General features: G+C 46.3%; 22 protein-coding genes. 3 read left to right on the top strand and 19 right to left on the bottom strand.

Annotation, left to right across the window (positions count from 1 at the left end; all coding sequences use genetic code 11):
- Positions 1 to 405: 405 nt before the first annotated feature.
- The 3 genes from GSQ66_RS08835 to GSQ66_RS08845 form a co-directional block, all read right to left on the bottom strand.
- The gene (locus GSQ66_RS08835; RefSeq protein ID WP_162427140.1) at positions 406 to 3036 is read right to left on the bottom strand and encodes a valine--tRNA ligase; all 2631 of its coding nucleotides are present in this window, start codon (positions 3034 to 3036) and stop codon (positions 406 to 408) included.
- A gap of 280 nt (positions 3037 to 3316) precedes the next feature.
- Entirely contained in the window at positions 3317 to 3889 is a 573-nt protein-coding gene (locus GSQ66_RS08840) for a pentapeptide repeat-containing protein (protein ID WP_162427141.1), read from the bottom strand.
- A gap of 84 nt (positions 3890 to 3973) precedes the next feature.
- Positions 3974 to 4324 (bottom strand): 4Fe-4S dicluster domain-containing protein, encoded by a 351-nt coding sequence (locus GSQ66_RS08845; protein ID WP_162346261.1) that lies wholly within the window; start codon positions 4322 to 4324, stop codon positions 3974 to 3976.
- A 112-nt stretch (positions 4325 to 4436) separates the two neighbouring features.
- Here GSQ66_RS08845 and GSQ66_RS08850 point away from each other — a divergent pair, with 112 nt between their 5' ends.
- Positions 4437 to 5447 (top strand): acyl-CoA reductase, encoded by a 1011-nt coding sequence (locus tag GSQ66_RS08850; protein ID WP_162427142.1) that lies wholly within the window; start codon positions 4437 to 4439, stop codon positions 5445 to 5447.
- Between the two features lie 290 nt (positions 5448 to 5737).
- Here GSQ66_RS08850 and GSQ66_RS08855 read toward each other — a convergent pair whose 3' ends face one another.
- On the bottom strand, positions 5738 to 6595 hold the full coding sequence (locus GSQ66_RS08855; RefSeq protein ID WP_162427143.1) for a nucleoside phosphorylase: 858 nt from the start codon (positions 6593 to 6595) through the stop codon (positions 5738 to 5740).
- Between the two features lie 195 nt (positions 6596 to 6790).
- Here GSQ66_RS08855 and GSQ66_RS08860 point away from each other — a divergent pair, with 195 nt between their 5' ends.
- Entirely contained in the window at positions 6791 to 7630 is an 840-nt protein-coding gene (locus tag GSQ66_RS08860; protein WP_162427144.1) for an aminotransferase class IV, read from the top strand.
- A gap of 261 nt (positions 7631 to 7891) precedes the next feature.
- Here GSQ66_RS08860 and trhO read toward each other — a convergent pair whose 3' ends face one another.
- The 11 genes from trhO to pyrF form a co-directional block, all read right to left on the bottom strand.
- A complete protein-coding gene (trhO, locus tag GSQ66_RS08865) occupies positions 7892 to 8860 on the bottom strand; it encodes an oxygen-dependent tRNA uridine(34) hydroxylase TrhO (protein WP_162427145.1) in 969 nt (322 codons plus the stop codon).
- Between the two features lie 280 nt (positions 8861 to 9140).
- The gene (locus GSQ66_RS08870; RefSeq protein ID WP_162427146.1) at positions 9141 to 9776 is read right to left on the bottom strand and encodes an acetyltransferase; all 636 of its coding nucleotides are present in this window, start codon (positions 9774 to 9776) and stop codon (positions 9141 to 9143) included.
- A gap of 281 nt (positions 9777 to 10057) precedes the next feature.
- Positions 10058 to 11200, bottom strand: coding sequence for a hypothetical protein (locus GSQ66_RS08875; protein WP_162427147.1), 1143 nt, complete (start codon positions 11198 to 11200; stop codon positions 10058 to 10060).
- Positions 11201 to 11339: 139 nt separating this feature from the next.
- Complete coding sequence (locus tag GSQ66_RS08880) at positions 11340 to 12629, bottom strand: DUF2851 family protein (protein ID WP_162427148.1); 1290 nt, start codon at positions 12627 to 12629, stop codon at positions 11340 to 11342.
- 57 nt (positions 12630 to 12686) lie between these two features.
- Positions 12687 to 13283, bottom strand: coding sequence for a carboxypeptidase-like regulatory domain-containing protein (locus GSQ66_RS08885; protein WP_162427149.1), 597 nt, complete (start codon positions 13281 to 13283; stop codon positions 12687 to 12689).
- Positions 13283 to 14107, bottom strand: a complete 825-nt coding sequence (locus GSQ66_RS08890; RefSeq protein WP_162427150.1) for a carboxypeptidase-like regulatory domain-containing protein — start codon at positions 14105 to 14107, stop codon at positions 13283 to 13285. Before GSQ66_RS08890 ends, GSQ66_RS08885 begins: the two co-directional genes overlap by 1 nt.
- Positions 14108 to 14250: 143 nt before the next feature.
- The gene (locus GSQ66_RS08895) at positions 14251 to 15153 is read right to left on the bottom strand and encodes a DUF5996 family protein (protein WP_162427151.1); all 903 of its coding nucleotides are present in this window, start codon (positions 15151 to 15153) and stop codon (positions 14251 to 14253) included.
- Between the two features lie 357 nt (positions 15154 to 15510).
- Entirely contained in the window at positions 15511 to 15981 is a 471-nt protein-coding gene (locus GSQ66_RS08900; protein ID WP_162427152.1) for a YehS family protein, read from the bottom strand.
- Between the two features lie 9 nt (positions 15982 to 15990).
- Positions 15991 to 16443, bottom strand: coding sequence for a GNAT family N-acetyltransferase (locus GSQ66_RS08905; protein WP_162427153.1), 453 nt, complete (start codon positions 16441 to 16443; stop codon positions 15991 to 15993).
- A 66-nt stretch (positions 16444 to 16509) separates the two neighbouring features.
- Positions 16510 to 17223 (bottom strand): endonuclease/exonuclease/phosphatase family protein, encoded by a 714-nt coding sequence (locus GSQ66_RS08910; protein WP_162427154.1) that lies wholly within the window; start codon positions 17221 to 17223, stop codon positions 16510 to 16512.
- A 55-nt stretch (positions 17224 to 17278) separates the two neighbouring features.
- A complete protein-coding gene (pyrF, locus tag GSQ66_RS08915; RefSeq protein ID WP_162427155.1) occupies positions 17279 to 18109 on the bottom strand; it encodes an orotidine-5'-phosphate decarboxylase in 831 nt (276 codons plus the stop codon).
- A gap of 179 nt (positions 18110 to 18288) precedes the next feature.
- On the opposite strand from pyrF, the gene GSQ66_RS08920 reads away from it, so the two are divergent.
- Positions 18289 to 18693, top strand: coding sequence for a hypothetical protein (locus tag GSQ66_RS08920; RefSeq protein ID WP_162427156.1), 405 nt, complete (start codon positions 18289 to 18291; stop codon positions 18691 to 18693).
- 579 nt (positions 18694 to 19272) lie between these two features.
- Here GSQ66_RS08920 and GSQ66_RS08925 read toward each other — a convergent pair.
- The 4 genes from GSQ66_RS08925 to GSQ66_RS08940 form a co-directional block, all read right to left on the bottom strand.
- Complete coding sequence (locus GSQ66_RS08925) at positions 19273 to 19920, bottom strand: LolA family protein (RefSeq protein WP_162427157.1); 648 nt, start codon at positions 19918 to 19920, stop codon at positions 19273 to 19275.
- 23 nt (positions 19921 to 19943) lie between these two features.
- Positions 19944 to 22559: an FtsK/SpoIIIE family DNA translocase gene (locus GSQ66_RS08930; RefSeq protein ID WP_162427158.1), complete on the bottom strand. Its 2616-nt coding sequence runs from the start codon at positions 22557 to 22559 to the stop codon at positions 19944 to 19946.
- Positions 22560 to 22637: 78 nt separating this feature from the next.
- The gene (locus GSQ66_RS08935; RefSeq protein WP_162427159.1) at positions 22638 to 23669 is read right to left on the bottom strand and encodes a quinone-dependent dihydroorotate dehydrogenase; all 1032 of its coding nucleotides are present in this window, start codon (positions 23667 to 23669) and stop codon (positions 22638 to 22640) included.
- 437 nt (positions 23670 to 24106) lie between these two features.
- Positions 24107 to 25174, bottom strand: a complete 1068-nt coding sequence (locus GSQ66_RS08940) for a M48 family metallopeptidase (protein ID WP_162427160.1) — start codon at positions 25172 to 25174, stop codon at positions 24107 to 24109.
- Positions 25175 to 25176 lie beyond the last annotated feature (2 nt).

Below are 25176 nucleotides of genomic sequence, written 5' to 3' on the forward strand. Positions count from 1 at the left end.
GCGCCTTTGCTTTGTTGCGGTGCCGCCAGGCAACACGAGGAATGAGGGTAGCAAGAAAGCAGCAGCGCGATGCCCTTATCGAGGGCCCTTACCCCCAAGACGGGGCCTCCCGGCCGTGAGGGCACCAAAGCCAACTATGATAACTATAGGTAAATAGAGCTCCCAGGATTAGAAGCAACTATAGAAGAAAAGGCTTGGTTCAAGTTGCAACTATAACCAACTATATAACCCAGATTTCTCCTGACGTCGAAATGACAAAAGCAGAACTATAGGACGTATAAAATCCTTCACAGCTGCGCTGGCTCTCTTCGACTCGCGTCTCAAGAATGCTCGAAATGACAAATAAAAAAACAGCGGCCACTATCCTGGGAAAGCGGCCGCTGTTGTTAGAATATAAGCTATAGTTTAAAGCGAAGCTAAACTCTGCTCTATGGCATTGATCTTCGCTTCGGCATCCGCCATTTTCTTACGCTCGTTGGCAATAACCGATTCCGGTGCACCACTTACAAAACGCTCGTTGCTTAGCTTCTTGCTAACCGACATCAGGAAGCCCTTGGTATACTCCAGTTCCTTCTGCAGACGCTCACGCTCAGCTGCTACGTCAATATTGCCTTCCATCGGGATAAAGAACTCATCACCAGCCTCAACAAAGCTGATAGCGCCTTCTACATTCTCCTGCACAAACTTCACTTCATTAATATTCGCCAGTTTGCGGATAATGCTCAGGAAAGGATCGTATCCATCCTGGTTCATTACCTTAATAGACAGGTCAAGTGACTTGGTTTGCGGGATATTCTTCGAGTTACGTATGTTACGGATGGCAGCCACTACTTTCAGTACGCTATCCATTCGGGCATTCAGACTCTTATCAAACGTATCCTTCTTAGGCCATGCAGACACGATCAGGTATTCCTTTTCTTTGCGTTCTTTCAGGTCGTGCCAGATCTCTTCTGTGATGAACGGCATAAACGGATGAAGCACCTTCAGTACTCTTTCCAGGAAGCCAACCGTAGCATCTATCGTTTGCTTATCAATTGGCTGCTGGTAAGCTGGTTTAATCATTTCCAAGTAGTTTGAGCAGAAATCATCCCATACCAGTTTGTAAACCGCAAGCAAGGCATCCGAAATACGGAACTTCTCGAAATGGTCTTCGATCTGGGCAAAGGCTTCGTTAAAGCGCGAATCAAACCACTTAATGGCTGTTTCGTTCGGGCATGGTAAGCTTTCGTTTACTTCCCAACCTTTTATCAACCTAAACGCATTCCAGATCTTGTTGCTGAAGTTACGGCCCTGCTCTACCAGTTTCTCATCAAACAGCAAGTCGTTACCAGCCGGTGAACTGAACAACATGCCGGCACGCACGCCATCTGCGCCATATTGCTCGATCAGGTCCAGTGGGTCAGGTGAGTTACCAAGCGATTTAGACATTTTACGGCCCTGCGCATCACGCACGATACCAGTCAGGTACACATTACGGAACGGCATTTCGTTACGGAACTCAAAACCAGCCATGATCATACGCGCTACCCAGAAGAACAAAATCTCCGGAGCAGTTACCAGGTCGTTGGTTGGGTAATAATATAGAATATCCTTGTTATCAGGGTCTTTAAAGCCATCAAAAACTGAGATTGGCCACAACCAAGACGAGAACCAGGTATCCAGTACATCTTCGTCCTGGCGCAGGTCAGTTAGCTGCAAATCTGCGCTTCCGCTTTGTTTGCGGGCAAGTTCCAGTGCTTCTTCGGCAGTGGTTGCTACTACAAAAGAGCCGTCCGGCAGGTAATACGCCGGAATCTGCTGCCCCCACCATAACTGGCGAGAAACGCACCAGTCTCGCACGTTTTCCATCCACGAGCGGTACATGTTCTTGAACTTAGGCGGATGCAGACGGATCTGGTCTTCCATTACAGACTCAAGGGCAGGCTTCGCCATCTTATCCATTTTGCACCACCACTGCATCGACAAACGTGGCTCAATTACAGCGCCTGTACGCTCCGATGTCTGCAATACGCTTGGGTATTCATCTATCTTCACAAGCAGCTCGGCTTCCTGCAGGTCTTTTACGATGTTGCGGCGTGCAGCAAATCGATCCTGGCCAATGTATAGTTGCGCTTTTTCATTCAGCGAGCCATCGTCGTTCAGGATATCTATAGTTGGCAGGTTATGCTTCTGGCCGAGTTCATAGTCATTCAGGTCGTGGGCAGGTGTTACTTTCAGAGCACCTGTACCAAACTCTATACTTACGTACTCATCAACTATAACTGGTATCTCTTTACCCAGCAACGGAATACGAACTGATTTGCCATGCAGATGCGTGTAGCGCTCGTCATTTGGGTTAACGGCTACAGCCACGTCGGCCATAATTGTTTCCGGGCGCGAAGTTGCTACAGTAATATATGTTTTCTCAGCGTTGTCAGATACCACTTCATATTTCAGGTGGTACATTTTCGCCATGGTTTCCTTTGGTATTACTTCTTCATCAGAAAGAGCTGTTTTGCCTTGCGGGTCCCAGTTAACCATGCGCACACCACGGTAGATCTGGCCTTTGCGGTACAGGTCCACAAAAACTTCGATAACGGCACCAGACAGGTCTTCTTCCATCGTGAAACGGGTACGGTCCCAGTCGCAGGAAGCGCCTAACTTTTTAAGCTGCTCCAGAATAATCCCGCCATACTTCTCTTTCCATTCCCAGGCATAGGTCAGGAATTCTTCGCGGGTAAGGTCTTTTTTCTCGATGCCGCGCTCTTTCAGCATAGCCACAACTTTAGCCTCCGTAGCAATAGAAGCGTGGTCGGTGCCCGGTACCCAGCAAGCCTCTTTGCCCTGCATACGCGCACGACGAATAAGCACATCCTGTATAGTATTGTTGAGCATGTGCCCCATGTGCAGCACGCCCGTTACGTTTGGAGGCGGAATTACAATGGTGTAAGGCTCTTTTTTCGGGTTAGGTGTAGAGCGGAAGAAGCCACGCTCCATCCAGCTGCTGTACCACTTTTCTTCTACTTCTTTGGGACTATATTTCTTTGCTATCGACATCGTATACTTGTTTTGGCTGCTTAAAGCGCTAAAAGGCAAAAATAGGGAATTTAGCTTTAATTGTTGTTTGTTGATGGCTGATTGTTGGTTGTTCTTTATCTGAATCAGGATTAATAGTATTCTAGTTCTTTCTAAATACGAGAGAGCTATTTTACTTTTTGTCATCCTGAAAGGATCTTGTGGGCTTGTAGAGAAAGCTTAACTTCCCTTCCACCAAGTTTCTTTACAGAATGACAGGAATTTTAAATCCTGTACATCCATTAATCCTGTAATTCCTGATTCAGACTATCTGCAAACTATACTTCATCAGCAACCCCTGTAAACCATACTGCGAGAACTTTGCTTTTTTAATGGGGTTGATCTCCGGGTCAATGTCAAAACTATAAGCGGAAGACAGATCGGCGCCGGTCAGGTTGGTATAGTTAAAAACGGCTCGTTCCAGATCTGTATTATCAAATAAAGCGCTGGCCAGGTTGGTGTTTGAGAAATCTACGCCTTTCAGAGAGCACTTGATGAATTTGGTCTTGGCCATTTTCATTTTGGCAAAGGAAGCGTAATCGAGCAAACAGTTCTCGAAGTACACAGTGAACAGAAAATCTTCGCACTCGCTGAAGTTGATACCTGTAAGCTTACATTCTTTAAAAGTTACATTGCTTATAGTGGCGTGCCCAAGTTTTAGCATGGCCAGGTTACAACCTATAAAAGTACAGTCGGTGAACCGGGTGCCGGCAAAGTTGCTGCCCGAAAAATCACAGTTCTTAAACGTACAGTTCTCAAATTCACGGTTCTTTACTTCCTTGTTCGGGTAAACTGTTTTTTCAAAAGTCTTATCAGTATGTATCTGGCCTTCCATAATTCGCTTTGATTTGTGATCAAAAGTAAATAAAAAAAACCTGCCCTTGTAAGGCAGGTTTCTTCTTTAAACTATAGTTTATACTTATGCTTCCTGGTGCAGCCAGGCTTTTTTTGCAAGTAATTCTTCTTCGGTTTCGCGGTAATCCGGGTCGTCCACGCAGCAGTCTACCGGGCAAACGGCCGCACACTGCGGCTCCTCATGAAAGCCCATGCACTCGGTGCATTTATCAGAAACGATGTAGTAAAACTCATCTGAAATCGGTGGCTGTGCTGCGTCGCCGGCAATTACCTCGCCGCCGTCTATCTCCACTTCTTTCAGGGCAGTGCCGCCACCCCAGGTCCACTCAGCACCGCCTTCGTAAATAGCAGTGTTAGGGCACTCCGGCTCGCAGGCTCCGCAGTTTATACATTCATCGGTTATCATTATAGCCATAATCGTATCTCCTGTATATTTTTTATACTTTTGTATGTCGTGTTTCTAAGCCGCAAAATTAGGAACAATAAACGCCTTTTCAAATAAAAATTAAAGCCATACCATATACGCCATGACATTAGAGAACAGGATTGAAGCTTTTGTGGAACTGGGCAGGCAGCTTAAAAGCCTGACTTCTGAAGACCGACAGGTGTGGGCGCGCATGGCGCAGTCGCGTAACCCGTGGTTTGATGAAGAAAACGTATCCTGTGCTCTTCATGGTATAACGCAGATGCTGGAGGAACAATACCTCCGCGAATGGCTTTACCCCTATCACCTTAAACAGGTTACACCTAAAAAAGTTGGTGTGGTGATGGCCGGCAATATTCCAATGGTGGGTTTCCACGATTTTTTGTCGGTGCTGATGAGCGGGCATTACCTGCTGGCAAAACTGAGCACAGACGACCAGCCCCTGATGCGCCGCCTAGCTGATATGCTGGTAGGGATTGAGCCTGCATTTGCCAACCAGTTCGAGTTTGTGGAGATGCTGAAAGATGCAGACGCCATTATCGCCACCGGCTCTGATAACACGGCCCGTTACTTTGAATACTATTTTGCCAAACGACCGCACATCATCCGCAAGAACCGCACAAGCATAGGCGTACTTACCGGCCACGAAGAAGCCGACGATCTGAAAGCCCTGGGCGAAGATTTTTTCCGATACTATGGTTTAGGTTGCCGAAATGTGTCTAAAGTATTTGTACCGGAAGGCTATAAATTCGATAAGTTCTTTGAAGCGAATGAGCACCGCAGCAAAGTACTGGACCACCACAAATACCAGAACAACTACGATTACAATAAATCTATACTGCTGGTAAATCGCGTAGCGCACTTCGATAACGGATTTATGCTGGTGCAGGAAAGTGAGAACCTGGTCTCTCCTATCTCCGTGTTGTTCTATGAAACGTTCAGTTCGCTTCCTGATCTGCGCCAGAAGTTAACTGACCTTAAAGACAAGACCCAGGTTGTAGTTTCGGCGCATGGCTGGCTGGAAGGTAGCATACCATTTGGAGAAGCGCAATGCCCAATGGTCTGGGATTATGCCGATGGCGTGGATACAATGGCGTTTTTGCAGAAACTATAGTTTAAACTGCTATAGTAAATCATCCCCCTGCCCCCTTCAAAGAGGGACCGTGGTTCTACTTTTTTGTCATCCTGAAAGGATTTTGTGGGACAGGAGTAAAAGCTTAACCTCCCATCAAGCATGTTTTTTTACAGAATGACAATTAATTCTCAACGTATTATCAGATAAAGTCCCTCTTTGAAGGGGACGGGGGATGACACGATATCTGAAACAAAACATAAATTTTAAAATAACAGAGCCGGATGAATTCACTTCACCCGGCTCTGTTATTTTAAAATTTATGTTTTGGCTTATATCCTGTCCAGTGTTTTTCTGATCAGGCTATCCACTACTTCTTCGGCATTTTTAGCAAACTCCTGGGTAATGCGGTTGGCAACTATAGCATTTAATGACAGCATTTCGTGACCCAGCAGGCGGCCCATGGCATAATAACCGGCCGTTTCCATCTCGAAGTTGGTCAGCTGGAAATCGCATACTTTAAAGTCCTGGTATACCTGCAGCAGGTTTTGGTTGCGCAGTCCGCCACGCAGCACACGGCCCTGCGGCGCGTAAAAGCCCGGGCAGGTAAGCGTGTTGCCCGGTATCATATCAAAGGCAAGTTTATCGATCAGCATTTTTGAGCCCGGTACGCAATACGGTGTAAAGCTAACACCTAACTGTTCTTTCAACGTATTGGTAATACTTTGCTCATCCGCTGTTTGTTCCAACGGGTAAAATTCCATGAGCGAATCCAGGCCAACGCCGTAATGCGACGCTACGTGGCTACCCAGCGGAATAGATTCCTGCAACGATCCCGAGGTTCCTACACGTACGATCTTCAGCTTAATCTTCTCTTCATTTGGTTCGCGGCTCTGGAAATCGATATTTACCAGCGCATCCAGCTCATTCATCAGGATATCAATATTATCGGTACCCATACCAGTCGAGATCACGGTCAGGCGCTTACCTTTGTAGTAGCCCGTGTGCGTTATAAATTCACGCTTGGCTACTTCTATCTCAATCTCATCAAAATATCTGCTGACCATGGCTACTCGGTCCGGGTCGCCCACGGTAATAATGGTATCCGAAATATGCTCTGGTAGCAGGTTGAGGTGGTAAACGGTTCCGTTCTTATTTATTATCAGTTCTGATTCTGGTATTGCTGCCATGGTTTCTAACTTAGCGTTTCAGCGAATTAATTGCTATCTGATGTATACTTTATAGTTGCTTTATAGTTAGTCGTAAAGTATAAAGCAATCGTGGCAAAAGTAGGAAGCTTCCCGTACAAAAGCACTGATAGTTGTCAATTCTTACGTTTGAAGCATATAAATTTGGGCACGCTATCCTAACTACAAGCTATCTCTATGTCCTTAAACCATAAACTTCAGGCCTATATTAACGGCAACTTCCAACTTTACCAAGATACATTCCTGCATATCAGTGATCTTTCTATACAGCGTGGGTATGGCGTGTTCGATTTCTTTAAAGTGCAGGAGGGCAAGCCTGTTTTTTTAAAGGATTACCTGGAACGGTTTTATGAATCAGCCAGGTTAATGGAATTGACAGTTCCGCTTACTGAAACAGAGCTCACCGCTTCAATTCATCAACTGCTAACTATAAATAACCTGCCGCTTTCTGGCATAAAGATGATTTTGACTGGTGGTTATTCTGCTAATGGCTACGACCCTGCCGAACCAAACCTCATTATACAGCAACAACCGCTGCAACTGCCAACCCAGGACATGATCGAAAAAGGTATAAAAGTAATTACCCACGACCATGTGCGGGAAATACCGAGAGCCAAAACGACAAATTATGCCATGGGTATCAGGCTGATCAACAAAATAAAACAGGCAGGTGCCAGCGATGTGCTTTACCAGAAGGATGGCGTAGTTTCGGAACTCCCGCGTTGTAATTTCTTTATCGTAACGCAGAATGACACTATAGTTACTCCGTCTGAAGACGTGCTGCTGGGCATAACCCGTAAAAATGTGTTAGCGCTCGCCGGTAAGAAGTATAGAGCAGAAGAACGAACAATAACTATAGCTGACATCTCGGAGGCTAAAGAAGCCTTCCTGACCAGCACTACAAAACGCATTTTACCTATCGTTCAGGTTGATGATATGGTTATTGAGAATGGCAGGCCGGGTACCATAACACTCGGATTGTTGCAGGACCTGATAGACCTAGAGCAGCAACTATAGCTATTAACATGTTAGCTGATTCTGACAGCTATGTCCCCGTAAACCTTCGACGGGGATGTGGACATCCCCAACAGATAGCTTTCGGACAAGGATGTCCGAAAGAGCAGTGATGATTTGATTTAACTGGAATAACAGCAACTATAGTTTTACGCACTCGCGGGACGCGAGCGAGTGCGTAAAACTATAGTTAAAACCAAACCGCCATAAAATAAGAAAAGCGTGCCCGGTTAAGAACACGCTTTTCTTTGCTTTAGAGAATACTTACACTTGTACGTCGTTTTTCTTCTTGCGGTTGAATCCTTTCAATGGATTGTAGCCGTTCATTTCTTTCTGGTAATAGCCTGTGCCATCGTAAGGACGCTTTTCGGGGTGGTCTTTGCACTCCGTAGAGCAGGCGCCTTCCAGCTCCCAGCCGCAATTCTCGCAGATGGCCACATGCAGGTTACACACCGGGTTAGCGCAGTTTACCATGCGGTCGTCCTCTGTGCCACACACGTAGCAGGTAGAGATCACTTTCGGGTTAACGGAGTTTACATCTACGGCAACACGGTTATCGAACACATAGCATTTGCCTTCAAAGTCTTCGCCGCCGGCTTCTTTGCCATACTTTATAATGCCGCCATGTAGCTGGTATACATCTTCAAAACCCTGCTCCAGCAAAAAGGCACTTGCCTTCTCGCACTTAATGCCGCCGGTGCAGTAGGTTAATATTTTCTTGTCTTTATACTTCTCCTTCAGTTCTGCCACCTTCTCCGGAAACTCACGGAAGTTCTCAATATCCAGCGTTACGGCATTCTTGAAGCGACCTACATTGTACTCGTAATCTGAGCGTACATCCAGTACCACCACATCCTCGCGGTCTTTCATTTCCCTGAATTCTTTCGGCTCCAGGTGCTTGCCGGTGCGGGCATTCGGGTCGATGTGCAGCAGGCCGGAGTGTACAATTTCAGATTTGGTGCGCACGTGCATCTTGGTGAATGCGTGACCTTCCGATTCGTCCACTTTAAAGTCTATTTTGGCGAAGCGCGGGTCAGCGTGCATCAGCTCCATGTACTTTTCGCAGTCTTCTTTCAGACCGGATACAGTACCATTCAGACCTTCTTTTGAAACGATGATACGGCCGAGCAGATTCAGCTCCAGGCACATCAGGTGGTGTTGTTCACGGAATTCTTCCGGGTCTGCTATCGGGGTGTAGCAGTAGTACAGTAAAATGCTGTATGGTTTGTTCATAACGGCTTAGTTTCAGCTAAGTGTTTTTAATTGGTTGTTTAATTGTTGATGGTTTAATTGTTAAATGGTTGATCTTTTAACAATTAAACAGTTTAGCAATTTAGCCATCTATGCTACAAAGCTATAGTTGGCGGTTAAATTGCTGACTACCCTAACTCACACTTTTGGTAACCAGCAATTTAACCTGTAACTATCTGGTGATAAAAGTAAATAGCAGTTCGCAATTAATAAATGATATATATCAGTCAGGCTAAATAACAGCAACTATAGGTATAAAAGTTTACTTTATGGCTGCAGCGGGGTTACCGAAAACAGTTGCTTTAGCTGGCACATCGGCTACTACAACCGAGCCTGCCCCTACGCGGGCATTCTTCCCTATTTTTACGCCGCTAACTATAACCGCACCTGTGCCAATGTAAGCACCTTCTTCCACCTTCACTTCAGAGTTGATGATAGCGCCAGGTCCGATTTGCACAAAATCACCGATCTCGGCGTTGGTATCAACTATAGCTCTGGACTGGATAATGCAGTTGTCGCCTATTTTGGCGTTGTTGTTAACAATAGCACCAGCCGCTACCATGTTACCATGGCCCAGCCACGCGTACTCCGACACGGCACTGAACTTATGGATAGCATTAACCGGTACCACTTTGTATTCCTCCTTCAGCATACTGATCAGGCCTTTGCGGGCAGCCGAATCTTCCACAGCCACAAACACATCGCACTTTTTACCGATCAGTTTCAGAAACTCACCATCCTCGGTGCTGCTCATCACCGACACGTTGTTGATCTCCTGTTGCTGCAGGTCTTTTTTATCGTCGAGGAAGCAGTACACTACCACGCTGTTGCTATTAAAAATATCTAAAGCGGCGGTTCCCAGTTGCTGGGCACCTAATATGATTACAGGGTTCTGCATAGCTTATCGTAAATAAGGCGCAAAGGTACAAATAAGTGATTGAGATTGAAAATGCAGAATAATGGTGAGCTTTTGTATTAATAGCCTTCTTCTTTTTGTCATTTCGAGCCAAAGCGAGATATCTTTCGTTTGCTGGTGCGAGCTTGTAGCTCGTACTTCTACACCATTTATATTGATAGTAGCTTTAAGAGGTACGAGCTACAAGCTCGCACCAGCATCCACTTTATATAAACGTATTCTATATTTTTCCTAAAAGATCAGTTTCAGACGAATTAGTAAAACTATTTTATATTTACCAACCACCGCTGTGTAAACCTGTTCTGCAACAGCAGATACACCAAAAACGGCAGAAAGATGATGCGGTAACGGCTGAGGGTTCCGAAATTAGGTGTACTGATACCGATTACGATAGCCGACGCAACTATAAACAGCAACAAAACAACATGCCATAGTCTGATATGCTGTATCCAGGCTTTTGAGAAGGCAGAAACAAGTGCTATGGTTGTGAGCAGAAGCAGGAGCAAATTTTCGAGCCCAAGTAAGAGGTATAACGGTTCTGAGGATTCACCAATAAAAGGCCGGTAAACAGCGCTGAAAAATGCTTTAGGAGAGTTGGCAACTATAGAAGTTATAGTTGGCTCCAGCGAACTATAGCTTAGGTGAGGGCCGCTCAGCGACAAAGCTAACATGCCCTTATAAGTTTTCACTAACTGCTCGGTTATAAAAGCAAGGCTAAATATTCCGCTTATCTGCCAAACTACTATACCTGCTACAACTATAAAACCTGCCATTGTCAGTAACTGCCCTTTTATGGGTTGCAACGGTTTTATAGTTCTCGAAAGCCACCTTAAAAGCAGGTAGCAGCCCAGCAAAAACAGTAACAGTGCCGCAAAAAAGATCTTGATCTTAACAAACAGGTAAAGTTGCAAAGGCAGCAAAAGCCATGTAACTATAGTTTGTTTTTTACCGTGCGCCAACTGCAGCGCAAAAGCCATTACCCAGCACATGCTTCCCATCAGCAAGGCATCTTTCAGCAATCCCGAACTCCAGAACACCACCGACGGAAAGAACAGCAACGCAACTATAGCTGCCTTGCGGGTATCCGGAAAAACCTCTGAAAGTGTAGCAGCAAGTTTTGCCATGCCCCAGAAACTAAACAACGAGAAGTAGCCACCGATCAGGTAGTAGCTACTGCCGGTAAGCAGGTTAAAAAGGCTGATGGTTTTAAGCAGAAAAAAAGAATTGGAGAAATAGGCGAAGCGCGTAAAAGGCACTGTGGCGCGAAAAGCTTCGTCCGGAAATTCATTAAAAAGCAGCAATTGCCAGTAAGCATCGGTATTATCGTAAGCCAGCCGGGTTAATTTCTGTGATGCGTTGAAGTAAGTTATAGTGTCGCCTACGCCGTAGTAGTGAAAGTATAGCACGCCCAAAAGCACGCCACAGATCAGCTTTAAACCCAGCGAAGGCAGCAGGTATGGCTTCAGGTTTTGTGTCCAGCTTTGCTTGTAAAGCAGCCCCCCAATCCGACTAACAGAAGCGTATTAAGTATGTAAACCAGCAGCATCACGAGCGGGAGAGCAGGTTTTGTTTCAGGATCTTGTTGCCAATGGCGCATTGCAGGCAGTTTACCGGCTGGCAGTAATTTTTGTAGAGCGAAAGAGCCGCCTGGTTATCTGCCGCAGATGTAGCTTTCCAGCCCAGCGCTTCATACAGCCTGGTTACCTTGTTCGATGCTTCCTTTACTTTCTCGAGCAGCTCAATCGCTTTCTCCAGATGTGTACGGTTGCCGGTAAACTGACTATAGGCGGCCAGCAAGGGTATGGCTACATTAATGACCAGGTTATGCGCGCTGCCTTGGCCCATGGTTTTGGTTGCCTTAGAAGGCTCCGGGCTAAAAGTAAAACGCTGTTGCCAGAACTCAGAAACTTCAGCCATAAACAAAGCTTCGAAGTGTTTTATAGTTTGAGCTTCTAGTATAGCTGTAAAAAAACTTTGCCGGTTCGCCAGCACTGCTGCCAGTTGTGCTAACCGTACAGTTGGAAAATTGGCAGGTCGCATGCGCATAAAATTCCAGTGATGGCGCTGCATGGCCTTATCCCCTAAACTATACTTGTGGCTCAGGAAACCATACTCTTTTGCCAGCATTTGAACATATTCTCCCTCTGCATCAGCTAAAAAACCAGCCTGACCAAACAAGAGTGCTTCCAGCTGAAAAAGGTGTCGGTGTTTGCGAACTATAGTTGCAGGAATTGCTTTAACTAAGCGCTCCATTGGCTCCTGATTTATCTTAAACCCGAAACCTTTGAACAACACATGATAGGCAGTAGCTTCCCAGTCGTGGTTATAGGTGGTGTAGCTTTGCAGTACTTCGTGGCCTTTCTGTTCCAGGCGCTCTGTCAGGGCGCGCCCCAGCATCATGGTTTTGGTAATCTCGGGCACGTCTGGCCACACGTTGGCGCAGGGTATGATAGTGCGGGCTTCCTGCAGTTGTTTGTAGGTATAGGCAAGCGCAGTATCCACCCTGTCTTTCAGTTCCAGTACCGGAATTATAGTGCCATCTGTCCGACTTATAGTTTCATCAGCTTCCCAGACTACATGCAGCGTTACCTGGTCGTATTTCAGGTCGGTCTGGTGGTTATGGCGGCGCCAGTCCGAAGCGCGCAAATGTATCTCCACACTCCCCGACCACTCCACATCACCAATCTTAACTATAGCTTCCCTGAAATCGGGACCGGCATCGGTGTTATAGTAGCCGGTGCGCAGTACCTGCAAAGGCTCACTTTCCGTAGTTGCCAGGTCGGTATTACGGTAGTACTGGTGTTGCCAGATGTAATGCAGGAAATCTTCTTTCATGGATAAGGACGGCCCGGTTCTGAGCAAAGTCCTAAGATAAGCGCAATTCGGCAGAAATTAAAAAATACGGATGGTGGTGGGAACCAGGTAGCGCTGTTGTTGCATTTGCTGGTGATGCTTAAAGCCCTGCTTTATGTTGTCAAGCGCGTCCATTTGGGGACCACCAAAAATGGATTTATGTTTTCCCGGCAACGGACCTAGCTCAGGCTTAACTATAGGCTCATCGGGAAGGTCCAGGTTTTTAACGGCCATTTTAAAATCCTGCTGTGTAGCCCAGGGCATTACCTGCACTTCGGGCAGTTGTTTAGCTACCTGTTTCAGGCGAATGCTGGTAGTATATTTTTCGGGTGTATTGGTTTTGGGAATAATGATGTATTGTTTCTCGAAGCCCAGCGCCTGAAAAACCACGCTGTCGCCGGCCAAAACCGGAAGCGTGAAGAAGCCACCCTGTTTCGAAACCGTTCCGCGATTTGTGCCCGGCACATATACCGCAATTCCGGCCAGCCCTGCGGAACTGTCTGCCGTTACCACTACCCCGGAAAGCTGCACCACCGGCTTAAGCTGCTGCGCAGTTGCCGTTTGCAGTCCAACTATAACTATAGCTAGAAGCAGGAAGTACAAACGAGGGTTTTTCAGGGTGCTTGAAATTAACATTACTGCCTGGCTGTAACGTAAGAAGCCAGGCGTGCACCTATCCCTTTGTCCCATTCGCCTAAGCTAACCTTACGGGTATAGTAACTTCCGCCAAACGCAGCTCCAAAGGAGAACAAATATTTCTCTTTATGACTCGGGTCTGGCAAATATTCAAAGCCGATAAAAAAATCTTTGTCAACAGTAATGTTACACTCTTCCAGGTTTATAGTTACCCAGCCTTGATTCATGGGCAGGCGTTTGATGATACTTTTCTCCACTATTCGCTCGCCGGGCATACCATCTACATTCTCATAAAAATTGATGCGCATGTTAGCAGAATCTATTTTATTGCTAACCAGGTACAACGTAGCCGAAAGTATATCCGAGGGTTTGTTGTTGAGGTTTATAAACTTGGCTAATTCTGAAATGTCATCTGCATTTTGTGCCTGGGAGGTACCATAAATGAACGGGCTCCGCGAAGTAGTTCCAAACTTTTTGATCCTGGGCGCTTTGCTTTTTACTACCACTTCACCCAAACTGGTTGTCTTTTCGGTTAACGCAAATTCCGACAGCTTACCGTCAACTATAGTTTTAACCGGAACAGACAGCACATTAAACCCGACTGCCGAAAAAGTCAGCGTATCGGTTAAAGAAGAATTCTGAAGGCTTAAAGTAAATGTACCGTCTGCGGTAGCTGCCGTGCCGATGCCTTTCTTTTTAATACCGATGTTTACATAAGGGATAGGTTCTTTGCCGTGCAGCACGTTGCCTTTTAAAACTATAGTTTGGCTGAAAGCCGTGAGGGCCGAAAGGACGAAAGCAGCGGCCAGTAAAAGTCTGTTCATAGGGAAGTGCTGGAAGTTTTGCTTGTAACGCAGCCTACTTAAACTATAGTATAGTTATTCCTGAATATTTCAGGATCCCCCTAAAAACTATAGTTCCTTCAGCCCAAAGCTGCTTCCTCTGTAAATTAACTAAAATTATAGTTTCAGACTTCCAGCGCCTCTTTGTCCCATTTTGCCAGGCTGGCAGCAGCTTCGTAGGTACTATGCAGAAACTCTAGCAGGGTTGCTTCCGGGTCTTCGGCGCTCCTGACGGCCTCGTACGGTAAAATAAACTCGCCCAAAGTTTGATGGAAATAAGCCGCTGCTGGTTTAATTTTGGCTGTTCTGTAGCCTTCCGGTTCGGGGTAAATATAACTATAGAAGGCAGCCTCCGGAAGCGCCTCGCTCCCCGGCCAGAAACCGCAACTGCTCACCTCATGCGAATAAGCCTCCTGTGCTATCCAATCCGGGAGACCAGGCACACCGCCCGGATGTTTGGGAGCCGTGCGCCCCGAAAACCGCGAAACTGCCAGATCAAAACTACCCCAGAAAAAATGAACCGGGCTGCACTTGCCCCTGAACTCGGCCCTGAACTGCTGCATTACTTTCTGAGCCTGCAACATGGCTTTGTGTAATGCAGCGGCCTGCTCCGGATTATAGGTTTTATGAATCTGATCCTCATCGAAAGGAACAGGATTTTCGAGTTCGCAGGGTACTTTGTAGATCTCCACTTTGATGCCTAAATCTGCCAGGGCATGCATCACTTTCTTGTAAAACTCGGCAACCGACATATTTCCCAGCGCCAGATTTCGACTTTGCCCGGTACTGGTTTTTATACTTAACTGGTGCTGCACCAGGTTCAGGTCTACCTGAAAATGCTGGTTTTGGTCCGGAAGGTCGCCTGTAGTTAGCCCGGTAGGTGTCACTATAAGCGTTACATGCCAGGAGTGGTTTATCCAGGGCTGTGTTTCCAGTTTCAGTTTGCCAAGGATCTGCGTCCAGAGATGGAGCGTTTCAAGCGTGGCTTTTAATGCGGTGTAGTTAAGTTCAGGCCAGTCGGTTTTCATGATCTGCTATAGTTAATGGTGCATCTTACATTAACGGCAGAAGCAGTTTAAAGTGACCCAGGTCGGTAGGTATAAATATTAAAAGCAATTATAGAACTATAATACCAACTATAGCAAAGGCCTAAAACTCCCCGCCTTAGACAAGGGGGGTTGGGGGTAGTTGGATAAGGCAACTATAGAACTATAGCTAAAGCCGCTGTTAATCCTGTCCCTGCCGGGCCAGTTGAGTCAGGAGACTCCACACTCACCCCAAGTCACAAGCCTGGAGCCTCGCGCCAGCTTCACTAACTATAGAACTAAAGCGTTATCGCAAAAATCTGTAAAATCCCCATTTATCCCGGTTCAGACAAAGGGCATTTACCTTGCAGACTCCGGACGGTACTTTAACTGCAATCCCAGCAGGAAATTTCGCAGTATCTGGTCTTTTAAAGGGCGGTAATGCTGGTGGTCTGGTTTGCGGAAGAAAGCGCTGAGTTCAGATTTGCTTAAGCGGAATTTTACAAGGTCCAGCACATCCAGGATGTCTTCGTCTTTATAGTTTAACGCAATTTTGAGCTTGCGCAGGATAATGTTATTGTTCAGGCTTTTTTCGGGCTTTGGTTGCTCGCCTTCTTTTTTGCCGCGTTTGTCGTTAATAAAACCGTTCAGGAAAGCCGCCAGGTTAATGTCCACCAGTTTCTGAAATTCCGGGTCGTCTTCGGGCTTCATCCAGTCGCTTATCTCGGCGCGGGTTACTTCTTTGCCACCAGATGCAAACAGGTCAATCATTCTATTATCGCTGATATCGAAGGTATAGCGTAGGCGGCGTAGTATATCGTTATTATTCATGTTTATAGTTTAGCTGAGTTGCTTTTTCATGCACACGCTGTTTTCAACGCCTGCATACTGCCCGTAGTTCGGGATTACAGTGTAGCCGCTGTTTTTGTATAGATCTATGGCTTCGGCTTGTTTCATGCCGGTCTCTAAAATGGTAGAACTATAGTTTAGTTCTTTTGCCCAGTTTTCTAAAGCTATTAGTACCTGTTTGGCTATTCCCTGCCTTCTGAAATCCGGGTGCACGAACATGCGCTTTACTTCGGCTATAGTTTTGGTGTATGGTTTTATAGCGCCACAGCCGGCCGCCACGCCATCTTTGTACGCCACGATCACTTCTTTTATAGTATCAACCTTATTGTACTGCGCATAAAAAGCATGGTCGTCACCATCCTTTTCTTTCAGGTCCTCGTCCAGCAGAACTATAAGGCTCCGGAAGTCGGGGTTGTCGGATGTGGTGCGGGTTAGGGTTAGCATTTAGATGACACTGAATTTAACAAAAACTAGGTATTCGTAAAATATTTATGGTTGGCGCAATTTCTATTAGTCTATTGAAAATTCGCACAAAATTGGCATATGATCACTTATATTTAACCATCTATCAGCTTGTCCGACCTCAATATTCTTTAGTTTTTCAGAGAACTTTTGAGCACCAAAAATATAGTCAATGTGATACGGTCTCCCGAGTTTTCGTTGGAAGTACAAAGTTGGGCTGGTTTCTTTGCCTTGTTCTTCACCTGTAAACTTGTGGTACAAACTTGTTATCCCAAGCTTTTCCAATTCATTTACAACATCTGAATGGTTCCACCATCTATCCCATTGGTCCCAGATTGCACTGCTATTAAAATCGCCTGCTACTATCGTTGTATTTAATTTATCTTTATTTACCTGTAAGTATTTCCATAACTGTCCAATGTAACCAAAATTTGGGGAGTTGTTGAAGTGAGTCCAAACCGCTAATAAGTCAAATTCATTATTTATAGAACAGGGCAAGAAATGCTTAACAGAATGATCCTGATATTGGTCAGGCCAATCCAACTTTTTCAACTTAATTTCTGGTTTAGCGAATATTGCTAATCCTTTGTTTCTTGTGTCTCCAATCCAAATATAGTTCTCTGCCCAATCTTTATACTTTTGGTGTTTAGCCTCTGCAGGATTCTCACATTCTTGGATAATGTATAGGTCTGCACTAAAGTCCAATATATTTTCGAACTTATTCCTAAATGCACCATTACAATTCCAAGTAACGATCTTCAATTTTTATTCTTATTAATGCAACCAATTTTACTCAAAAATAAAGTTACAAACCTACCTACAAATGCTGCACGTACTGCTCCAGGTATTGCTCCATTTCGCGTTGTACTTCCTGGGCTGCTTCGCGGGCTTTCTCGGCGAAGTCGCGGCCGGATGAAGCGTAGATAATAGCGCGGGATGAATTGACCAACAGGCCACAACGCTGGTTCATGCCTAACCGGGAGATCTCCTCCAGGCTACCGCCTTGCGCACCAATACCCGGCACCAGCAGGAAATGATCCGGAACTATAGCACGAACGCGCTGCACATAATCGGCTTGCGTGGCACCAACTACATACATTAACTGGCCGGCTGTGCCCCAGGTAGAACTTTCGCGCAGCACCTGTTCCCAAAGGTATTCTTCGCTACCATCAGCCAGGCGCAACATCTGGAAATCCTGGCTGCCTGGGTTAGAGGTTAAAGCAAGTAAAATAACCCATTTGCCACCCTGCACCAGAAACGGCTTCACCGAATCAGAACCCATATAAGGCGCTACGGTTACAGAGTCGAAGTTCATGGTCTCGAAAAAGGCGCGGGCGTATAGCTCGGATGTGTTGCCAATGTCGCCGCGCTTGGCGTCGGCTATGGTAAAAATTTCCTGCGGAATGTGGTTTATAGTTCGTTCCAGGCTCACCCACCCTTTCGGTCCCTGCGCCTCATAAAAAGCGATGTTGGGTTTATAGGCCACGCACAGGTCGGCTGTTGCATCTATTATCTGGCGGTTAAACTCAAATACCGGATCCTCAAAATCCAGCAAATGTTCTGGCAACTTTTTCGGGTCGGTATCGAGGCCAACGCACAGGTACGATTTTTTTTGCAGAATCTGCTCGAACAGTTTTTCTCTAGTCATGGCTTAGGTGGGTTAGGTCAGGTAGAGCAAAGCTACATTTTTAGCCGCATTGCTGAAAACCTTTTTCAGGTTTTGCTGACACAACGCCCAACTATAGTTTAAATTAGAGGTGCCCGGCGGCAGATGCAACCATTTTAGGATAAGCCGGCTCCTTTAAGTATAAGCTGACCTGTTATTATATGACCAGACTTGCCGTCATTTTCGCGTTTTTCCTGTTTTCAGCTTTCAGCTGCTCCAAGGAAGAGGATGCTGTAGAACCACTGGAAAAATTTCCTGCTTATGTTGTTGATGTAGAAACCCCTGAAACCGCTACGGTAGGCAGCACCGTACCTGTAAAAATATACTTTCAGGTAAATAACAGCTGCGGAGATTTTAAAAAATTTGAAGCAGATGCGCAGGGCAAAACCATACACATCCAGGTTTACCCGCAGTACAGAGAAGGCGCTTGCCTGATGGTTATTTTAACCCGTGAAGTAACCTATGAATTTAAACCTACCGAGCCCGGCACCTACATATTAAAATTCTCTCCAAAATATCCTGACCAGGAAATTGTCAAAACTATAGTTGTAAGCCAGGCCAACTAAGCTTGTCCAGATCAGGATTTTCAGGATTTAAGGATGAACAGGATTTGTAGAGACGCAACACCTTGCTTCTCCGCTATGAAACTATAAGCCTAAACTTGGCATTGAAGCAGTTCTGCAACTATAGCCCAGCGAGACTGGAGACTCGTACCCACTGTCACCGGTCAGATACCGGCGCCAAAATGAACTATAGCAGCAACTATATAACTACAATTTATAGTTTGAGAAGAGTTATAGATCCGGCAACTATAATTTTGCTGAAGTATACGCCTTGGAAAGCTATAAATTTCTGCTCTCGCAGAAAGCCAGTCACAAACTGGCACCATAGATAACCACAAGTTACCACTGCACCCAAACTGGCGGTATATGTTGGCAGGTAATCAAACCTAAATCCAGGTCATCCTGAAAATCCTGATTCAGACAAAAAAGACGCAAAGTATTGCGTCTCTACGTCCAGTTAATCTTTCACCGTTCATCATTGTTCAGAAAAATCATGTAAAATCAGTTTAATCCCTTTAATCACTGGTCAAAAAAAAGCTGCTCCGTTTCCGAAGCAGCCGTTCTCATCATATCAGATTGGTATTATCTTAAATCCACCACACTCACGCCTTTATATTTTGCTTTGTTAAAGCTGAAGGTATCGGCGGCCAGCGCTGGGTTAGGCTGGAAATTTTTGATACTATAGGTATAACGGATGCCATTGTTACGGAACATTTTCCAGCTCTTCAAAGTCTTATCTTTCTGGTTGATGTACAGGCGCACTTTAAAGATCGGGTTATTGCGGTCTTCCGGAGCCATCTCGATCACATCATACATCACGCCATCGGCACCTTTTTCCGGACCAGTGTACGCATACTTATAGCCTTTCTTATACATGTCGAAAATCTTGCTTGGCGACATTACCTCCGCTTCCGGATCAGACTCAGTTATAGTTACTTCGTTCACATCTTTCAGGTAGGTCCACATAAGTTTGCCATCGCTGATGATCTCCTGACCACTTACGCCTAACCTGTATTTCGGGCCGCTTACCAGTATGTTCCCTTCCACGGTTTCCTTCGCCTTAGACGAATTGCTTTCCATAGTTTGGGTAAACGTAGCTTTAAACGCTTTCATCGCTTTGTATTTAGCGCTCATAGCGTTCAGTATTTTAGTTGCCTGCGGGTCTTGCTGCGCACTTGCCAGGTTCACAAACAGTACCATGGCAAACAGTAGGGCGAATATTCTTTTCATTTCAAAAGGTTCTTATTGTTAGCTTAACCCATGGTATTCAATAACTGTTCCAAACTGTATTCGTCCGGAATTAAAACTTCGCGGGCCTTGCTACCTTCAAATGCGCCAACTATACCAGCCGACTCCAGCTGGTCGATTAAGCGGCCTGCGCGGTTATAACCCAGCTTCAGGCGGCGCTGCAACAACGACGTACTTCCCTGCTGGTGCTGCACTATAATGCGGGCTGCTTCTTCAAACAACGGGTCTCTTGAGCTTGGATCAAAGTCAACTTTCTCGGCTCCGCTTTCATCACCCACAAATTCAGGCAATAAATACGCATCGCTGTAGCCCTGCTGCTCACCAATAAAGTCACATATCCTGTCCACTTCCGGGGTATCCACAAACGCGCACTGAATACGAATAATATCCGACCCGATAGAGAACAGCATGTCCCCCTGCCCGATCAGCTGATCGGCTCCACCGGCATCCAGAATAGTTCGGGAGTCGATCTTGGAAGTTACTTTAAAAGAGATACGTGCCGGGAAGTTAGCTTTAATGATACCTGTAATAACGTTTACCGAAGGACGCTGCGTTGCCACAACCAGGTGAATACCAATGGCTCGGGCCAGCTGTGCCAGACGTGCGATCGGCGTTTCCACTTCCTTACCGGCTGTCATCATCAGGTCGGCCAACTCATCTATAACCAACACGATGAATGGCATAAACTTGTGGCCTTTTTTCGGGTTCAGCCTGCGCTCTACAAACTTGCGGTTATACTCTTTCAGGTTACGGCAGCCGGCATCTTTCAGCAGGTCGTAGCGCATATCCATTTCCATACACAGCGAGTTCAGCGTGTTCACTACCTTTTTAGTATCGGTAATAATGGCTTCTTCGCTGTCCGGTAGTTTTGCTAAAAAGTGGCGCTCAATCTTATTAAACAGCGACAATTCCACCTTCTTCGGATCGACCAGTACAAACTTAAGCTGCGATGGATGGCGCTTGTATAGTAGCGATGTAAGAATGATGTTCAGACCAACTGATTTACCCTGACCGGTAGCACCTGCCATCAATAAGTGTGGCATTTTAGCTAAGTCTGTAATGAAAACTTCGTTGGTGATTGTTTTACCGAAAGCAATCGGCAGGTCCATTTCGCTCTTCAGGAACTTCTCTGTTGACAGAATAGATTTGATGGACACCATCTCTTTTTTGGTGTTCGGCACTTCAATACCTATCGTTCCCTTGCCCGGAATTGGCGCAATAATACGGATACCGAGAGCGGCTAAGCTCAGGGCAATATCATCTTCCAGGTTTTTGATCTTGGAGATACGTACGCCCGCATCCGGAACAATTTCATAGAGCGTTACGGTCGGGCCTATAGTTGCTTTAATGCTGGCGATACCGATGTTATAGTTGCCGAGCGTTTCAACGATCTTGTCTTTGTTGGCTTCCAGCTCTTCTTTGGTAACCGACACTTTGCTGGCGCCATAATCGGTAAGCAATTCTATAGTTGGGTACTGATAACGGGCAAGGTCTAAGGTTGGGTCATAGTTCTCAATCGCTTCGCCGGTCTCTTCAACAGGTGCTTCTTCTATTACCAGGTCCAGTTCTTCTTCGCCTTCAGCAGTATCAAACTCCATTTCCGCTTCCTCAAAAACACTATCGTCTTCTATATCCAGCTCCAGGGTTGGGGCAGCAGGTTTCGGGGCAATTGGCGGAATTGAACGCAGTTCCATTTCCAGCGCCTGGTTTATAGCATCCTCTTCCTCCTCATCAAAATACTCTTCGTCTTCTTCCTCCTCTTCATATTCTAAGGATGCAGTCGGGTCGGCGTTATGGTTGATGTTACGGGACGAGCCATGCAGTACGTCGCTTATAGAGGAAGCTGCTCTTCTCTCTGATAGTGCATCATCAGATGCCTCAGCAGTAGATCTTCCAGTCCAGTTTATAGTTGTGATATCGAAGAAGAACACCAGGAAAACCAGGAACAAAAAGCCCAGTACCAACCCTGAGCCCCAGCCTATGAGCGAGGTCATCCAGATAGCGGTTTCGATGCCTATGCCGCCTCCTAAAAAGCCCAGCTGATCTACAGCACCGGCAGTATAAACAATGTAACCAAGCGTTAAGCTAAGCCACAGCATGCTAAAGCTGCACAAGCCCAGCACATACGACAACGAAACAGTTACGCGCTTGAAAACGATACGAGCACCGGTAAAGAACACCACCGGAATAGCAAAGAAAGCACCAATACCCAGCCATTGGTAAATAAACAGATGCGATAACCAGGCACCAAACAAACCAAGCCAGTTTTCGGCTTCCTGTCCGCTCTCTTTCAGCCCTGTTGTGTTTACTGACTCTACTACACTCTGGTCGGCGTGGCCTGTGAAAAGGTATGACACAAATGCGATCATCATGCAGAACGACAGCAGCAGGAAGAAAAAGCCGACAAACAGCTTAAACCGCCTGTCCTGCAGGAAGCTTATTCTGAAGCTTGGAAACTTAATGCTCGGAAAAGAGAACTTAAATGATCTCCCGGATTTCTGCTTGGCTTGCGCCTGGCTTCGGGGAGTGTTCGCTGCGGCCCGGGGTTCGTTACGGCCCCGAAACTCATTCTTTGCCCTACTCTCGTTCTGTGCTCCGCTTCTGTACGTGTTCTTTGCCATACCCTTCGACTAATTAGAATTCCAAATTTACATTTTTTGGGTGGATTGCGAAGAGCAATTGCATCGGCTTTCAAAAATTTATCTGGCCAGCAGTTTCTTGTTAATCTGGGAGATGAGCGAAGGGCCTTCGTAAATGAAACCCGTGTATAGCTGCACCAGGTCAGCGCCGGCGTCCAGTTTCTCCAGGGCATCTTCAGCGGTCATAATTCCGCCTACACCAATAAGTTTTATAGTTTGCGGCAGGTGCTGGCGCAGGTACCGGATTATTTCGGTAGAGCGTTTGGTAAGTGGCTTTCCACTCAGGCCGCCGGCTCCTATTTCCTGCACTTTCTGGGATGTTGTGTGCAATCCGTCGCGGCTTATAGTGGTGTTGGTTGCAATTATGCCACTCAGTTTTGCTTCCTGAGCAATTTCGATAATGTCGTTTAGCTGGGCTTCGTTCAGATCCGGTGCAATTTTAAGCAAGAGCGGTTTTGGCTTCGGCATTTTGCTGTTTTGCTCCTGTAAGGCCAGTAAAAGTTGCTGCAGCGGTTCTTTTTCCTGAAGCGCGCGCAGGTCCGGAGTGTTTGGCGAGCTTACGTTAACCACAAAATAATCTACCACATCATACAAGGCTTTGAAGCAGTACAGGTAGTCATTCAGGGCTTCCTCGTTGGGTGTTACTTTGTTTTTGCCGATGTTGCCGCCAACTATAACCTTGCTTTTCCGGTTACGCAGTCGGGCAACGGCAGCATCCACGCCTTCGTTGTTAAAGCCCATGCGGTTAATGATGGCCTGGTCTTCGGGTAATCTAAAAAGACGCGGCTTCGGGTTTCCCTCCTGCCCTTTCGGTGTCAAGGTGCCGATCTCGATAAAACCAAAACCCAGGTTACCCAGTTCATCAATCAGCTTCGCATCCTTGTCAAAACCAGCTGCCAACCCAACCGGGTTCGGAAATTTCAGGCCAAACAACTCCCGCTCCAGCTTCGGATCCTGCACCCCGAACATACTGTTGCTTATCGTTTTAGCCAAAGGCAACTTGTAAACTGTTTGCAGGGCATCGGTGGTCAGGTAATGAACTTTCTCAGGATCGAGTTTGAAAAGTAACGGACGGAGCAGGCTTTTATACACGGCAGCAGTTTTAGGGTTATGTTACTGCAAGCAAAGATAGGCAATACAGTTAGAAATTTAGAAAGTTTGGAAGTTAGAAAGTTGGTGGAAGTTTAGGAGTTAGAGAGTTAAAGAGTTTGGGAGTTAAAGAATTCGAGAGTTAGGGAGTTAGAGAGTAAAGGAATTTGCTCTTTCGGACTTCCATGTCCGAAAGCTACTCTGTCGGGGACATCCATGTCCCCGTATTGCGGTTTACGCGGACAAGGATGTCCGCAGCAGACTTGGTTTCGGATTAAGAAATCCAAAACAGCTATAGTTTGAAAACAGCTATAGTCAGGTATACTTAGCAAGACAACAGACCTAGCAGCGTGCGTAGCTCCTGCTAGCGTCTTTACTGGCTACGAAGCAAACGCTACTGACACAGACGCTCGTAGGAGCTGCGCACGCTACGAGGTCTACTAATCTGCTTTTAATTCAGCCCACGCTGCTTCCAGTTCCGGATTTGGCTGCGGTTTATAGTTGGTTTTGGGGATGTGGCTTTCTATTTCCTTGATACGGTCGTTGGTGTTTGGGTGCGTGCTGATGAATTTCAAAAACTCGGGTTCGTCGGAATTAAGTTTTTCCATCAACCAGACCATGCCTTTTGGGTTCAGTTTGTTTTGAACCAGCAATTCCAGCCCGGCCTTATCTGAGTCGGATTCTGCGGTGCGGCTATACTCCAGGTTGTTCAGCGTAGAGGCATTATCAACTATAACGGCTGCAATACCGCTTACATCCCCAAACAACACCGAGGCCAGCATGAAATAAGATAAACTACGGGTTAAGGCTTTGGTAGAATGGCGCATCTGCACGTGCCCGATCTCGTGACCCAGCAAACCTGCCAATTCCTCGTGGCGCTCCATTTTATCCAGTATACCATCGTGCACAACTATAAAACCGCCCGGCACGGCAAAGGCATTTACCATGTCATTCTCCACTACGGTTACATGTATCGGAAAATCAGATTCTACTTTTAGCGCGGAAAGGTATTTTTGCAAGGCTTCGGTTTTGGCAGAATCTATTGTTTGGCCCTGCATCATCTGGGCATGCAACTGCGCTCCCATGGCCCGCTCATAACTTACCGGAAAGTGCGATGCTACTTTCTCGGCCAGTGACGGAATGCCCCACACAAACAGAACGATAGCCAGGCCAAGCAGACTCAGTCCGCCAACCACCAGACCCGTCATGCCGGTTTTGGCAAACGAACTATAGCTTGACTTCAAAAATTTTGCATCCCGGTACTGCTGTTCCAGCGCTTCTTTAAAACCCTGCTCAAAAACAGAAATGCTCTGCCTCGGGAATTTGCCATACTCCAGGATAGTGTTGGCGTCGTTAAACTCAGAATTGTGAATCTCAGAAAGGTCCCAGATCTCTGTGCCGGTCTCGTCGTCGGTTTGCCAGGCTACCCGGATGTAAGCTGGCTCCAGCGTAATAAAAGCGGGCATACCTTTGGAGGTACGCCCGTTGTAATATTTTCCTTCAAACATAA

It is taken from the genome of Pontibacter pudoricolor (genome assembly GCF_010092985.1).
GTDB lineage: Bacteria > Bacteroidota > Bacteroidia > Cytophagales > Hymenobacteraceae > Pontibacter > Pontibacter pudoricolor.